The organism is Pseudomonas sp., assembly GCF_049653025.1.
Lineage (GTDB): Bacteria > Pseudomonadota > Gammaproteobacteria > Pseudomonadales > Pseudomonadaceae > Aquipseudomonas.
The window spans coordinates 98,033-111,193 of the sequence record NZ_JBASFM010000023.1 but is presented as its reverse complement, the minus strand read 5'-3'; the positions used below and the strand labels follow the sequence as shown (position 1 = coordinate 111,193).

At 62.8% G+C, this 13,161-nt stretch carries 12 protein-coding genes; 11 read left to right on the top strand and 1 reads right to left on the bottom strand.

The features are described 5' to 3' along the window. Positions 1 to 75: 75 nt before the first annotated feature. Genes WBK23_RS18730 through WBK23_RS18715 form a run of 4 tightly spaced genes read left to right on the top strand, consistent with a single transcriptional unit; the run spans position 76 to position 4,375 of the window. A complete protein-coding gene (locus WBK23_RS18730) occupies positions 76 to 768 on the top strand; it encodes a methylamine utilization protein (protein WP_424485434.1) in 693 nt (230 codons plus the stop codon). Next, the gene (locus WBK23_RS18725; protein WP_424485433.1) at positions 755 to 3,091 is read left to right on the top strand and encodes a putative bifunctional diguanylate cyclase/phosphodiesterase; all 2,337 of its coding nucleotides are present in this window, start codon (positions 755 to 757) and stop codon (positions 3,089 to 3,091) included. The genes WBK23_RS18730 and WBK23_RS18725 overlap by 14 nt, the downstream gene beginning before the upstream one ends. Before the next feature lie 4 nt (positions 3,092 to 3,095). Next, a complete protein-coding gene (locus WBK23_RS18720) occupies positions 3,096 to 3,953 on the top strand; it encodes a DUF3034 family protein (protein WP_424485432.1) in 858 nt (285 codons plus the stop codon). A gap of 2 nt (positions 3,954 to 3,955) precedes the next feature. After that, positions 3,956 to 4,375 carry a group I truncated hemoglobin gene (locus WBK23_RS18715; protein WP_424485431.1) on the top strand — a complete coding sequence of 140 codons (420 nt, stop codon included), beginning with the start codon at positions 3,956 to 3,958 and terminating at the stop codon, positions 4,373 to 4,375. Here the strand turns inward: WBK23_RS18715 and WBK23_RS18710 are convergent. Next, positions 4,372 to 5,232: an HDOD domain-containing protein gene (locus tag WBK23_RS18710; protein WP_424485430.1), complete on the bottom strand. Its 861-nt coding sequence runs from the start codon at positions 5,230 to 5,232 to the stop codon at positions 4,372 to 4,374. The two genes, WBK23_RS18715 and WBK23_RS18710, sit on opposite strands and share 4 nt — an antisense overlap. A 489-nt stretch (positions 5,233 to 5,721) precedes the next feature. On the opposite strand from WBK23_RS18710, the gene putP reads away from it, so the two are divergent. The 7 genes from putP (at position 5,722) to fliI (ending at position 13,160) form a co-directional block, all read left to right on the top strand. Continuing rightward, the gene (gene putP / locus WBK23_RS18705; protein ID WP_424485429.1) at positions 5,722 to 7,209 is read left to right on the top strand and encodes a sodium/proline symporter PutP; all 1,488 of its coding nucleotides are present in this window, start codon (positions 5,722 to 5,724) and stop codon (positions 7,207 to 7,209) included. Between the two features lie 233 nt (positions 7,210 to 7,442). Further along, positions 7,443 to 7,664: a VF530 family DNA-binding protein gene (locus tag WBK23_RS18700; protein WP_424485428.1), complete on the top strand. Its 222-nt coding sequence runs from the start codon at positions 7,443 to 7,445 to the stop codon at positions 7,662 to 7,664. Positions 7,665 to 7,833: 169 nt separating this feature from the next. Beyond that, entirely contained in the window at positions 7,834 to 8,163 is a 330-nt protein-coding gene (gene fliE / locus WBK23_RS18695) for a flagellar hook-basal body complex protein FliE (protein ID WP_424485427.1), read from the top strand. Between the two features lie 15 nt (positions 8,164 to 8,178). Then, entirely contained in the window at positions 8,179 to 9,978 is a 1,800-nt protein-coding gene (gene fliF, locus WBK23_RS18690) for a flagellar basal-body MS-ring/collar protein FliF (protein WP_424485426.1), read from the top strand. Then, complete coding sequence (fliG, locus tag WBK23_RS18685; RefSeq protein WP_424485425.1) at positions 9,971 to 10,987, top strand: flagellar motor switch protein FliG; 1,017 nt, start codon at positions 9,971 to 9,973, stop codon at positions 10,985 to 10,987. The genes fliF and fliG overlap by 8 nt, the downstream gene beginning before the upstream one ends. 3 nt (positions 10,988 to 10,990) lie before the next feature. Continuing rightward, positions 10,991 to 11,809: a flagellar assembly protein FliH gene (fliH, locus tag WBK23_RS18680; protein WP_424485424.1), complete on the top strand. Its 819-nt coding sequence runs from the start codon at positions 10,991 to 10,993 to the stop codon at positions 11,807 to 11,809. Beyond that, on the top strand, positions 11,799 to 13,160 hold the full coding sequence (gene fliI, locus WBK23_RS18675) for a flagellar protein export ATPase FliI (protein WP_424485423.1): 1,362 nt from the start codon (positions 11,799 to 11,801) through the stop codon (positions 13,158 to 13,160). Before fliH ends, fliI begins: the two co-directional genes overlap by 11 nt. Position 13,161: the final 1 nt, after the last annotated feature.

Below are 13,161 nucleotides of genomic sequence, written 5' to 3'. Positions count from 1 at the left end.
CACACCCGGCGCTAAAGTCTGCGCGTGCAAGGATGCTGTTCATAATCAGCGTGGCCCTGAGTGTGAGTTGTCTTGATGAATCAGCTGCTGCCTCTACCCGTTGTGTGGTCACTGCTGTTGTCGTGCGCAGCTCTGTTCAGCGCGCCGCTCGGCGCGGCCAGCCTGCAAGCCGAATTACTCGATAGCCAGGGCCGGCCCCTGGCCAATGCCGTGCTCAGCCTGCGCGGCCCGTCGGGTCCGCCGCCCGCGCCCGAGTTGTCGTTGATGGATCAGCGCGCCAAGCAGTTCGCGCCCAATGTGCTGGTGGTACGCAGCGGTACGGCGGTGTCTTTCCCTAACAGCGACAACATTCGCCATCACGTCTACTCCTTTTCCCCGGCCAAGCGCTTCGAGTTGCGCCTGTACCAAGGCACGCCGAGCGAGCCGGTGACCTTCGAAACCCCAGGTGTGGTGGTGCTTGGCTGCAATATTCATGACTGGATGGTGGGCTATATCTACGTCACTGATGACCCCTGGTTTGCCGTCAGCGACGAGCAGGGCCGGATCAACCTGGCGCAGCTGCCGGCAGGCAAATACAGCGTCAGCCTGTGGCACCCGCAGGCACCGGACATGCTGCCGCAAGCCGCTGGCGAGTTGCAGCTGAGCGAGGCCGCCGTGCAGCAGCGCTTCACCCTCGCCATGCAGGGCGCGAACCAGCCGACGGCCCCCAGCGCCCCGGTTAGCGCCTTCGGTGAAGCCTTCAAGAAGGCCCGCGATGCTGCGCAATAGCTTTCAGGCGCGTATCGCCGGGGTCCTGGTGCTGCTGCTATTGGTGGTCATCGGTGCGCTCTATGTCGCCGTGCAGGCCGCCACCAGCGCCGCAGTGCGCAGCCAGGCGCGCGAGCAGCTGGAGGTCGGCAGCCTGGTGTTTCAGCAGTTGCTCGATGTGCGTGGACGGCAGTTGCACGATGCGGTGCAGGTGCTGGCCGCGGATTTTGGCTTCAAGGATGCGGTGGCCAGTGGCGACACCGAGACCATTCGTTCGGCCCTGGCCAATCACGGCGCGCGGATCAATGCCGGTGCGGTGATGCTGCTGGGGCTGGACGGCAGCCTGAAAGTCAGTACCGACCGGCAGATCAGCGGGCCAACCGCGCAGCGCTTGAGTGCCCTCGCGCTGCTGCGTCAGCGCGAGGGTGTGCAGATTTTCCTGATGCCGATTGCCGACACGATCTACCTGCTGGTGCAGGCCACGGTCACCGCGCCCTTGCCGATTGCCCAGGTGATGATGGGCTTTCAGGTTGACGATGCGTTTGCCGCCGAATTGCGTGAGCTGACCCACCTGGACCTGACCCTGCTGGCGGCCCAGGAGGGCGCGGCGGATATCTGGATCAGCACCCTAGCGCCCGCTCAACGCGCGCAGCTGCAAGAAGCCATGCCAGAAGCGGCGGCGGATGCCGTGCGGATGGTGGGCAGCGAGCGTTATCTGGAGCAGACCCTGGTGCTCGCCAGCGGCGATGGCTTCCAGGTGCAGGCGTTGTTGCATAAGTCACTGAGCCAGGCGCAGCAGGCGTTTGCGCCGCTCGACCGGGACATTCTGCTGATCGCCCTGGTGGCTCTTACGGCCTCGTTGGGCGGCGCATTGCTGCTGGCGCGTACGGTGTCGCAGCCGGTGCAACAACTGGCCGCCGTAGCCGAACGGGTAGGGCAAGGGGATTATCAGGTGGCGTTGACGCTTGAGCGCACTGACGAATTAGGGCAACTGGCCAAGGCCTTCAAGGCCATGCAGCAGGGGATTGCCGAGCGCGAGAAGCAGCTGGCACACAACGCCCTGCACGATGGCCTGACCGGTCTGCCCAACCGTACATTGGCGCTGGAGCGTCTGGGCAGTGCGATCACGGCGGGGCGCACCACGGCCTTGCTGTACCTGGGCATCGGCAACTGCCGCGCGGTCAATGACAGCTACGGCCCGGACGCTGGCGACTTGGCCATGCAGCAGCTCAGCCGCCGCCTGCAAGCGGTGTTGCGCCCGGGCGATACGCTGGCGCGAATCATCGCTGATGAGTTTCTCCTGGTGCTGGAAAACACCGACAGCGATACCGGCGTCGGCATTGCCGACAAGGTTCAGCAATTGCTGTTCAAGCCCTTTCGCGTGGGGGTTCAGGACATCGCCCTGGATTGCCGCTTCGGCATCGCCTCCTACCCGGTGGATGGCAATGCCCCGGAAGAGCTGTTGCGCCGCGCGATGATTGCCATGCAGGACGCCGCCGGTCTGGCCAGCCGCCTGCAGATCTACCAACGCGGCCGCGACGATGCCCGCCAGCGCCAGGTACGGCTGATTCGTGACCTGCGCCATGCCCCTAGCAAGGCCGAGTTGCTGCTGCACTATCAACCCAAACTGGATATCGCCGGCGGCCAGGTGCGCCAGGCGGAAGCCCTGTTGCGCTGGCAGCACCCAGAATTGGGCATGGTCTCGCCGGGTGAATTTATTCCCCTGGCCGAGCGCACCGGCAGTATCCAGTTGCTGACCGCCTGGGTGATCGAAGAGGTGTTGCGCCAGTTACGCGAGTGGGCCGGACGCGGCCTGCGTGTGCAGGTGTCGCTGAATATCTCCACCGAGGACCTGATCGACCCGCAGTTGCCGGTGCGGGTCGGCAAGCTGCTGACTGAGTACCAGGTACCGCCTGAGCAGCTGATCTTCGAGATCACCGAGAGCGGGGTGATGCTCAATCCCGAGGTTGCCCTGCAAGTTCTGCACGACCTGCGTGCGCATGGCATCAGTCTGTCGGTGGACGATTTCGGCACCGGCTATTCTTCACTGACCCAGCTCAAACGCATGCCGGTGCAGGAATTGAAGATCGATCAGTCGTTTATCCGCGACCTGGACGACGCCAGCGAGGATTCGGTGATCGTCCGTTCGACCATCGAGATGAGCCACAGCCTAGGTCTCAAGGTGGTAGCCGAGGGTGTCGAGTTCGAGCGCAGCCTGCAGTTGCTCGGCCATTGGCACTGCGACACCGCGCAGGGTTACCTGATCAGCCGGCCGCTGGCGGCCAAGGCCTTCGAGGCCTGGATGGCGCAACGCAACCTGTCGCCACAACCTTTGGTGCATTAAGCCTATGAGCTCTCTGTCACGCCTTGTCGTTCTGCCGCTGGCGCTGCTGGCAAACCTGGCCTGTGCCGACGGCCGCTTGTTGGCCACTGGTGGTGCCAGCAGCCTCGAAGGGGCCGCCGGTGGCGGGATTACCCCCTGGGCGGTGCTGGCCGGTTATGGCGAGCGCGGCGAGTGGGGCGCGAGTGCATTTGCCACGCGGGTGGAAACCGGCGACTACCGCCTGGATGTGGCTGGGCTGGCGGCGTCTTTCGATAACCGTGTGGAGCTGTCCTATGCGCGCCAGCGCTTTGATCTGGGCAACCTGGCGCGCGGCCTGAACTTGCCGGAAAACAGCCTGAGCCAGGATGTTTTCGGCCTCAAGGTGCGCCTGTTTGGTGACCTGATCTACGACCAGTTGCCGCAGGTGTCATTGGGTATTCAGCACAAACGGCAGAAGGATTTCCTCATCCCCAGCTTGGTGGGCGCGCAGCGCAGTGAAGACACCGAGGGCTATATCAACGCCAGCCGGCTGATTCTTGGCGGCGCGTTTGGCTACAACCTACTGCTCAATGGCGGCCTGCGTTATAGCCGCGCCAACGAGTTGGGGTTGCTCGGCTTTGGCGGTGATCGCCGCGATCGCCACTCGGTACTCAAGGAAGGCTCCGTGGCCGTGCTGTTCAACCCGCGCTGGGCGCTGGGGGTGGAGTACCGCGAGAAGCCGGACAACCTCAGCTTCGCCGGTGAAAGCGACTGGGCTGATCTGTTTCTCGGTTATTTCCCCAACAAGCATCTGGCCGTGGTGTTGGCCTATGCGCGCCTCGGCGAGATCGCCACGCTGGATAATCAGGACGGTGTCTACCTGTCCGTGCAGGGGAGTTTCTAGGCATGCGCAGTCTGTTGCTGGCTGTAGTTTTGACCCTGGCTGCTTGCGCCCAGCAGCCGCCGAAAAATGACAGCCTGTACCGCGACCTGGGTGAGCAAGCGGGGATTACCCGGATCGTCGAAGGCATGTTGCTGAACATCGCCGCCGACCCGCGCATCGTTCGGCATTTCGAGAAAATCGACATCGTGCGTCTGCGCGACAAGCTGGTGGAGCAGATCTGCGTCGAGGCTGGCGGCCCGTGTACCTACACCGGCGACAGCATGGAAGAAAGCCACAAGGGCCAGCACCTGACCCCCAGCGACTTCAATGCCCTGGTGGAAAACCTGCAGGATGCGATGACCACCGAAGGCGTTGCCATCCCCGCGCAGAACCGCCTGCTGGCGCGCCTTGCGCCGATGCGCGCGCAGGTGATTGACCGTTAACGCAAGGTCTGGGCAATCGCGAGGATGTCGGCGCGATGGGTGATCACCAGGCTGAGCTCGCCGTTTTCGCCGATAAAGTCCTGTGGAGGCAGCAGCTTCTGGTAGGCCGCGAGCTCCTGTAACGGCGGCAGGTCGGCCAGCGGGTTGCGTTCCTTGAGGGCGTGGTAGAGCGCCAGGTTGACCAGGTCCAGCAACTGCAGGCGCGCGCCCGGGCTGCACTGCCAGTTGCCGGTGTCGCGAATGATGTCGATGTACTCGTTATCCACCGACCACTTCTTCAGCACGATGACGCCGAGTGATTTGCTGTATTCGCGGCACAGCTTGTAATACAGATCGCTGGAGGGGATCACGCTTTCGTCCTTGAACGCTGACAGCACGGCGAGGGTGCCGACCTCGCTGAGCAGGCTGGCCAGCAGTGCATGCTCAGGCGTCACCTGGCCGAGCAAGCGCGCCAGCATGGCGCAGGTGCTGGCCTTGACCACCAGGCGTTCCCAGGCCTCGATAAACAGGCGCTTGTGCGCCGGGCTGTGCAGGGTGAACAGGCTCTTGATGCTGTGCAGCATGGTGATGCGGTCGACCTCGGCCATGCCGAGCAGGCTGATCACTTCATGCAGGGTCTTCGGCGCGCAGGTGTGCCGGTACAGCGCGCTGGAGGCGTGTTTCATCAGCATCGCGCTGAGCGCCGGGTCGCGGCCGATCAGGCGCACCAGAGCACCGAGCGAAACGTCAGGGTTGCCCAGGGCGCGGCGAATATCCAGGGTGATGGTCGGCAGGCTGGGCAGTTGCTCCTGGCCCTGCATCAACTGCGAGACGACGCGGCGGTAGATTGAGTAATCGGATGCCTCGCTCTGTAACACACACACCTCCAGCTTGTTTGTCTGCAGTCTAGGTCGCCGCCAGGCATTACGCGTTGCCGATGATGGATGGCCGTGCGCCGCGTGATCGGGGTGTGGGCTTAAACGATTGTTTACGGGAAGTTCCCGTGGCTGGAGGTTTTTGCAAAAACTCCAGAGCTTTTCGCAAGAAGCTGTCATGCCTCTGCCACTAAATTCCGTCCTTCACTCGCGCAGTGCGCCGGTTTTCGTCCGCAGGTTGTCGCGGCAGGCTGGCGTAGTTGAGCTAGACCTATTACTAACAGCTGCCGAAATTGGGGTGTTTGAAACCCCGAAAGTGGTAATGCGGCTCGGCTGAAGTGGGCGCTGCAAGGGGTATTGCGGCTTGCCTGGCGGGTATTCAGAGAGGCGCATTGCCATATAAACGTTCGCCATAAGCGGGCGTGGTTTGCCAAACAGGGCGCGGGTCTATCCCCGTTGCCGTATAACAACAAACGAGAGGGGAGTTCCCCAATGACAGCTAGTACTCCAATGCTTGTCACCTTCGTGGTGTACATCGCAGCCATGGTGTTGATCGGCCTGTTCGCCTACATGCGCACCAAGAACCTTTCCGATTACATCCTTGGCGGTCGCAGCCTCGGCAGCTTCGTCACCGCGCTGTCTGCTGGCGCGTCCGACATGAGCGGCTGGTTGCTGATGGGCCTGCCAGGTGCGGTCTATATGTCCGGCCTGTCCGAGGGCTGGATTGCCATCGGCCTGATCGTCGGTGCCTACCTCAACTGGCTGTTCGTCGCCGGCCGTCTGCGTGTGCAGACCGAGCACAACGGCAACGCCCTGACCCTGCCGGATTACTTCACCAACCGCTTCGAAGACAGCAGCCGCGTGCTGCGTATCTTCTCCGCCCTGGTGATCCTGGTGTTCTTCACCATCTACTGCGCTTCGGGCGTGGTGGCCGGTGCCCGTTTGTTCGAAAGCACCTTCGGTCTGTCCTACGAAACCGCCCTGTGGGCCGGTGCCGCAGCGACCATCGCCTACACCTTTATCGGTGGCTTCCTCGCGGTGAGCTGGACTGACACGGTGCAGGCCACGCTGATGATCTTCGCCCTGATCCTCACGCCAGTGATCGTGATGATTGCCACCGGCGGTGCCGATACCACCTTCGCTGCCATCGAGCTGAAAGACGCCACCAACTTCGACATGCTCAAGGGCGCGACCTTTGTTGGCGTGATCTCGCTGATGGCCTGGGGTCTGGGCTACTTCGGTCAGCCGCACATCCTGGCGCGCTTTATGGCGGCTGATTCGGTGAAGTCGATCCCGGCGGCCCGTCGTATCTCCATGACCTGGATGATCCTGTGCCTGGGCGGCGCGGTGGCTGTCGGCTTCTTCGGCATTGCCTACTTCTCGGCTAACCCGGACCTCGCTGGCCCGGTTACCGAGAACCCGGAGCGGGTGTTTATCGAGCTGTCCAAGCTGCTGTTCAACCCATGGATCGCCGGCATCCTGCTGTCTGCCATTCTCGCCGCGGTGATGAGCACCCTGAGCTGCCAGCTGCTGGTATGCTCCAGCGCCCTGACCGAAGACTTCTACAAAGCCTTCCTGCGCAAGAACGCCAGCCAGCTTGAACTGGTTTGGGTCGGCCGTGGCATGGTGCTGCTGATTGCAGTTGTCGCCATCCTGTTGGCGTCCAATCCGGAAAACCGCGTACTGGGCCTGGTGTCCTATGCCTGGGCAGGCTTCGGTGCCGCCTTCGGCCCGGTGGTGATCCTCTCGCTGGTATGGAAGCGCATGAGCCGCAACGGCGCGCTGGCTGGCATGCTGATCGGCGCGTTCACCGTGATCCTGTGGAAGAACTTCCTCGGTCACCTGGGCCTGTACGAAATCATCCCGGGCTTTATCTTCGCCACCATCGGTATCGTGGTGTTCAGCCTGCTTGGCCCGGCACCGTCGGCCAGCATGCTCAAGCGTTTCGACGAGGCCGAGAAGGAATATCAGGCAGCCTGAGCTGCACCTGATGCTTGACGGCAGCTGACTGGTCGCTCAGTTGCCGCGCGGACCTGCTCCGCAGCTGTGTGCGTGCGACCCGATAGTGCTTCGCCGGCCCCACCTTCAGGTGTTGGGCCGGCTTTTTTATTTCAGTCGTAAAACCTCAGGCACTTTGCCGCGCTTTCGATTGGCCGCGGGTTTGGCTAAGGTGGCGGCAGTTTTCTCCCTACTGTTGTCCGTACAGGTTCTGCATGACCCAATCACCGAAAAATCCGCTGCATGGCGTTACGCTCGAAGCCATCCTCACTGCCCTGGTTGCGCAGTACGGCTGGGACGGCCTGGCCGAGCGGATCGATATCCGCTGTTTCAAGAGCGACCCGAGCATCAAGTCCAGCCTGACCTTCCTGCGCAAGACGCCCTGGGCGCGGGAGAAGGTCGAAGCGCTGTATATCCGCTCGCAAGCGCGTAAATAGGCGCTGAGAGCCAGCCCGATAAGCTGGCACCCTTGTTGCAATACCTCTGCAAACGCCGCGAAGCGTCAAAAAATGGCCGGGAGCCATTTTTGCCGTCGCGTAGCGACGACCCGAAGGGTGGCCGCTACGGACAGCACGCCACAAAAAAACGCGGCCAGCGGAGGATGTGATGAGCCAGGGTATTGAATTCAATCGCTTGATGTTGGAAATGCGCTCCATGCAGGCCGATGCCATGGCGCGTCAAAAGCCTGTCGCTGCCCCGGCCGAGGCCGGCGCGCCAAGCTTTTCCGAGATGCTCGGCCAGGCGGTGGGCAAGGTCAACGAAACCCAACAGGCCTCCAATCAGCTGGCTACAGCCTTTGAAATGGGCAATAGCGGCGTGGATTTGACTGACGTGATGATCGCTTCGCAGAAAGCCAGTGTGTCCTTTCAAGCCATGACCCAGGTGCGCAACAAGCTGGTTCAGGCTTATCAAGACATCATGCAGATGCCGGTTTAAGGGTAGGGCTGAATCATGGCTGAAGCCGTCGTTGCAAACGTACCCGCCACCACCGGCGGTGATGATTCGAAGAAACCGCTGTTCGGCCTGAGTTTTCTGGAAAACCTCGCCGACATGTCGATGCTGCGCCAGATCGGCCTGCTGGTCGGTTTGGCGGCCAGTGTCGCCTTGGGTTTCGCTGTGGTGCTGTGGTCGCAGCAGCCGGATTATCAGCCGCTGTATGGCAGCCTCGACGGCATGGATGCGTCCCAGGTGATGGAGACGCTGTCCGCCGCCGACATCAAATACACCGTAGAGCCTAATTCCGGTGCCCTGCTGGTCAAGGCCGATGACCTGGCCCGCGCGCGCATGCGCCTGGCTGCCGCTGGCGTGTCGCCGACGGACAACAGCGTCGGCTTCGAGATTCTCGATCAGGAGCAAGGCCTGGGCACCAGCCAGTTTATGGAAGCCACACGCTACCGCCGCGGCCTGGAAGGCGAGCTGGCGCGCACGGTTTCCAGCCTGAACAACGTCAAGTCCGCACGGGTGCACCTGGCCATTCCGAAGAGTTCGGTATTTGTCCGTGATGAACGCAAGCCCAGCGCCTCGGTGCTGGTCGAGCTGTACTCGGGGCGTGGCCTGGAGCCGAGCCAGGTGATGGCGATCGTCAATCTGGTGGCCAGCAGCGTGCCGGAAATGGACAAGGCCCAGGTCACCGTGGTCGACCAGAAGGGCAACCTGCTCTCGGATATTCAGGAAATGTCCGAACTGACCATGGCCGGCAAGCAGTTCGATTACAGCCGCCGCATGGAAAGCCTGTTTACCCAGCGCGTGCACAATATTCTGCAACCGGTGCTGGGCTCCGGTCGCTACAAGGCCGAAGTGTCGGCGGATGTGGATTTCAGCGCGGTGGAATCCACCTCGGAAATGTTCAACCCGGATCAACCGGCACTGCGCAGCGAGCAGTCGGTCAACGAACAACGCAGCAGCAGCCTGCCACCGCAAGGCGTGCCGGGCGCGCTGAGCAACCAGCCACCCGGTGCGGCCAGCGCTCCTGAGCAGGCCGGCGGCGCGGCTGGCGCAGAAGTAGCGGGGCCAGTGGCTCCGGGACAGCCGCTGCTGGATGCCAACGGCGCGCAGATCATCGACCCGGCCACTGGCCTGGCCATGCTCGCACCTTATCCGGCGGACAAGCGCGAACAATCCACCCGCAACTTTGAGCTGGACCGCTCCATCAGCTACACCAAGCAGCAACAGGGCCGTCTGCGTCGGTTGTCGGTGGCGGTGGTGGTGGACGATCAGGTTAAGGTCGATGCGGCCAGCGGTGAAACCACCCGCGTGCCGTGGAGCAGTGATGACCTGGCGCGCTTTACCCGTCTGGTGCAGGACTCGGTGGGCTTCGACGCCAGCCGTGGCGACAGTGTCAGCGTGATCAATACGCCGTTCTCCGATGAGCTGGGCGAAGAGCTGGTAGCGCTGCCCTGGTACCAGCATGAGCTGTTCTTGATGGCCATGGGCGGGTTGAAGCAACTGCTGCCGGCGCTGCTGATCTTTATTCTGGTGTGGTTCGTGTTGCGCCCGGTGATGAAGAACATTACCGGTGGCGGCAGGGGCCAGGGTGGTGGCCGCGACGGCGATGTCGAACTGGGTGAAATGGGCGCTCTGGGCGGTGATCTGGCCGAAGACCGGGTCAGCCTGGGCGGCCCGCAAAGCATCCTCCTGCCCAGCCCGAGTGAGGGGTATGATGCACAATTGAACGCCATCAAGGGCCTGGTCGCCGAAGACCCGGGCCGCGTAGCCCAGGTTGTGAAAGAGTGGATTAACGCCGATGAGTGAGAATCGAACCCCCGCTAAATTGAGCAAGGTCGACAAGGCTGCGATTCTCCTGCTGTCGCTTGGCGAAACCGATGCGGCCCAGGTGCTGCGTCACCTCGGACCGAAGGAAGTGCAGCGGGTCGGCGTGGCCATGGCCGGCATGCGCAACGTGCAGCGCGAGCAGGTCGAGCAGGTGATGGGCGAGTTCGTCGACATCGTCGGCGATCAGACCAGCGTGGGCGTCGGTGCCGACGGCTATATCCGCAAGATGCTCACCGCCGCCCTGGGCGAAGACAAAGCCGGCAACCTGATCGACCGTATCCTTCTAGGCGGCAGCACCAGCGGCCTGGACAGCCTGAAGTGGATGGAGCCGCGCGCCGTGGCCGATGTGATCCGCTACGAGCACCCGCAGATTCAGGCCATCGTCGTGGCCTACCTCGACCCCGACCAGGCCGGTGAAGTGCTTGGTCATTTCGACCACAAGGTGCGCCTGGATATCGTCTTGCGCGTGTCCTCGCTGAATACCGTGCAGCCGGCGGCGCTCAAAGAACTCAACCTGATTCTCGAGAAGCAGTTCTCTGGCAGCTCCAATACCACCCGCGCGGCACTTGGCGGGGTCAAGCGTGCCGCCGATATCATGAACTTCCTCGACAGCTCGGTCGAAGGCCAGCTGATGGACTCCATCCGCGAAGTCGACGAAGACCTGTCCAGCCAGATCGAAGACCTGATGTTCGTCTTCGACAACCTCGCCGATGTCGACGACCGTGGCATCCAGGCGCTGCTGCGCGAGGTGTCGTCGGACGTGCTGGTGCTGGCGCTCAAGGGCGCGGACGAAGCGATCAAGGAAAAGGTCTTCAAGAACATGTCCAAACGTGCCGCCGAACTGCTGCGCGACGACCTCGAAGCCAAGGGCCCAGTGCGCGTCAGCGACGTGGAAACCGCGCAGAAGGAAATCCTCACCATTGCCCGGCGCATGGCCGAGGCCGGGGAAATTGTCCTCGGTGGCAAAGGCGGCGAGGAGATGGTCTAAGCCATGTCGACCAAGGAAGCGCCCAGCGAGCTGATTCGCGCCAAGGATCTCAAGGACGTCGACCTGTGGACGCTGCCCAGCTTCGACCCGGAAGTCCCCGAACCAGAGCCGTCGCCCGAAACGCAGAGCGCCGCACAGCAGGCCGAAGCGGCTGAGCAGGCGCACAGCGAGAGCGAAGAGGTTGCGCTGGAAGACGTCAAGCCTTTGACGTTGGACGAGCTGGAGGCGATCCGTCAGGACGCCTACAACGAAGGTTTTGCCACCGGCGAGAAAGACGGCTTCCACGCCGGCCAGTTGAAGGCCAAGCAGGAAGCTGACATGGCCTTGGCCGCCAAGCTGGCCGGGCTTGAGCAACTGATGACGCAGCTATTCGAGCCGATTGCCGAGCAAGACCAGCAGCTCGAAGAAGCCATGGTCGGCCTGCTCGGGCAGATGGTGCGTCAGGTGATCCAGCGCGAGCTGGTCAGCGATTCCAGCCAGATTCGTCAGGTGCTCAGCGAGGCGCTCAAGCTGCTGCCGATGGGCACTGGCAACATTCGCATTCACCTCAATCCGCAAGATTTCGAGATGATCAAGGCCCTGCGTGAGCGCCACGAGGAAAGCTGGCGGATTCTTGAAGACGCGTCCTTGTTGCCAGGCGGTTGCCGGGTGGAAAGTGAACTCAGCCGCATCGACGCTACCGTGGAAACCCGCCTGAATCAGGCGATCAAGCAGTTGTTCGAGCAACAGCGCGAGCAGTCGGTACACCCGCTGGAAGCCGATTTGCACACTGATCTGGATGCTCCCCAGTTAGATAGTCAGGCGAGCCCTGATGCGCCTTGATCGCGTCAGCTTCGCCAAGCGCCTGGCCGGCTATACCGACGCCGTACAGCTACCCAGCCAGCCGCAGGTCGAAGGGCGCTTGCTGCGCATGGTCGGCCTCACCCTGGAAGCCGAAGGCCTGCGCGCCGCACTGGGCAGCCGCTGCCTGGTAATCAACGACGACAGCTATCACCCAGTGCAGGTCGAGGCCGAGGTAATGGGTTTTTCCAACGGCAAGATCTTCCTCATGCCAGTCGGCAGCCTGGCCGGCATTGCCCCGGGAGCCCGCGTGGTGCCGCTGCCAGACACCGGGCGCTTGCCCATGGGCATGTCGATGCTCGGCCGGGTGCTCGACGGTACCGGCCGCGCCCTGGATGGCAAGGGCGGGATGAAGGCCGAGGATTGGGTGCCGATGGATGGTCCGGCGATCAATCCGCTCAACCGCCACCCGATCAGCGAACCGCTGGATGTCGGCATCCGTTCGATCAACGGCCTGCTGACCGTTGGCCGTGGTCAGCGTCTCGGCCTGTTTGCCGGTACCGGTGTGGGTAAGTCGGTGCTGCTCGGCATGATGACGCGCTTTACCGAGGCCGACATCATCGTGGTCGGGCTGATCGGCGAGCGGGGCCGCGAAGTAAAAGAATTTATCGACGAGATCCTCGGCCACGAGGGCCTCAAGCGCTCGGTGGTGGTGGCCTCGCCGGCCGATGATGCGCCGCTGATGCGTCTGCGCGCGGCCATGTACTGCACGCGCATCGCCGAATACTTCCGCGACAAGGGCAAGAACGTCTTGTTGCTGATGGATTCCTTGACCCGTTTCGCCCAGGCTCAGCGCGAGATTGCCCTGGCCATTGGCGAGCCACCGGCGACCAAGGGTTATCCGCCGTCGGTATTTGCCCGCTTGCCCAAGCTGGTCGAGCGCGCCGGCAATGCCGAGAAGGGCGGTGGTTCGATTACCGCGTTCTATACCGTGCTCAGCGAAGGCGACGACCAGCAGGACCCGATCGCCGACGCCGCCCGTGGCGTGCTCGACGGCCATATCGTGCTGTCGCGGCGGCTGGCCGAGGAAGGTCATTACCCGGCCATCGACATCGAAGCCTCGATCAGCCGGGTGATGCCGCAGGTGGTCAGCGCCGAACACATGCGCCTGGCCCAGCGCTTCAAGCAACTGTGGTCGCGTTATCAGCAGAGCCGCGACCTGATCAGTGTCGGTGCCTATGTGCCGGGCGGCGATGCCGACACCGACCTGGCCATCGCCCGCCAGCCGGCCATGGTCAAGTACCTGCGGCAGAACCTGCAGGATAACGAAAGCCTGGAAAACAGTAGCGCGCAGTTGGCCGCGACCTTCAACCCTGCTGCAGCAGGCGCGTAAG

Coding starts and splice junctions, on each gene's coding strand:
- WBK23_RS18730 (WP_424485434.1), top strand. CDS start 76: ATGAATCAGCTGCTGCCTCTACCCGTTGTGTGGTCACTGCTGTTGTCG.
- WBK23_RS18725 (WP_424485433.1), top strand. CDS start 755: ATGCTGCGCAATAGCTTTCAGGCGCGTATCGCCGGGGTCCTGGTGCTG.
- WBK23_RS18720 (WP_424485432.1), top strand. CDS start 3,096: ATGAGCTCTCTGTCACGCCTTGTCGTTCTGCCGCTGGCGCTGCTGGCA.
- WBK23_RS18715 (WP_424485431.1), top strand. CDS start 3,956: ATGCGCAGTCTGTTGCTGGCTGTAGTTTTGACCCTGGCTGCTTGCGCC.
- putP (WP_424485429.1), top strand. CDS start 5,722: ATGACAGCTAGTACTCCAATGCTTGTCACCTTCGTGGTGTACATCGCA.
- WBK23_RS18700 (WP_424485428.1), top strand. CDS start 7,443: ATGACCCAATCACCGAAAAATCCGCTGCATGGCGTTACGCTCGAAGCC.
- fliE (WP_424485427.1), top strand. CDS start 7,834: ATGAGCCAGGGTATTGAATTCAATCGCTTGATGTTGGAAATGCGCTCC.
- fliF (WP_424485426.1), top strand. CDS start 8,179: ATGGCTGAAGCCGTCGTTGCAAACGTACCCGCCACCACCGGCGGTGAT.
- fliG (WP_424485425.1), top strand. CDS start 9,971: ATGAGTGAGAATCGAACCCCCGCTAAATTGAGCAAGGTCGACAAGGCT.
- fliH (WP_424485424.1), top strand. CDS start 10,991: ATGTCGACCAAGGAAGCGCCCAGCGAGCTGATTCGCGCCAAGGATCTC.
- fliI (WP_424485423.1), top strand. CDS start 11,799: ATGCGCCTTGATCGCGTCAGCTTCGCCAAGCGCCTGGCCGGCTATACC.